This is a genomic window from Gilliamella sp. M0320 (assembly GCF_016101635.1).
GTDB lineage: Bacteria > Pseudomonadota > Gammaproteobacteria > Enterobacterales > Orbaceae > Gilliamella > Gilliamella apis.
In genome coordinates this window covers 1-492 of the sequence record NZ_JACFQD010000023.1, presented here as the reverse complement: position 1 = coordinate 492, position 492 = coordinate 1, and the positions used below count along the sequence as shown (strand labels likewise).

Here is a 492-nt window from a genome sequence, read left to right as displayed (position 1 = left end):
ATAAGGCCTGAGTACTACCACTAATATCTAAATCAAAATATAAATTATTAGCACCAGTAGTCGGGAAGTTTAAATCATAAGACGATGGCGTAACTGACTGGGTTAGAAAACCCTTATCCTCTTGCCAAACGGCAACAGAAAGACCTTTCCATGAAGAGTCAGAGTAACTTCTGTCTCCTAGGTCAGGTCTTGCATAACAAATCTGCGTTCCCTTAGGATTAATATAATAAGTGGCATTACCTGCCGTAAAACGACTTTCATTAGGCACACCATAACGTGTTTTTAATGTACCGTTAGTATTAGATAACGTTAGTTTATAAGGTGCTTGATTTCTACAATTAGTCAGCACTTCATTACGAGCAACAGCACGATTATATTTATCAACAATAGATAACCTTAAACTACCAGTAGCGGTGACACCATTAACTCCCTGACCATCGCCATCATCATCCCCCCAATAATTATACGGTGTGCCAATAAGTGAACTTAATG

General features: G+C 38.4%; 1 protein-coding gene. It reads right to left on the bottom strand.

What is annotated here, in order from left to right; genetic code table 11:
• Positions 1 to 492 (bottom strand): hypothetical protein (locus H3T83_RS11305; protein ID WP_198215806.1); only part of this gene is annotated, 492 nt, incomplete at both ends.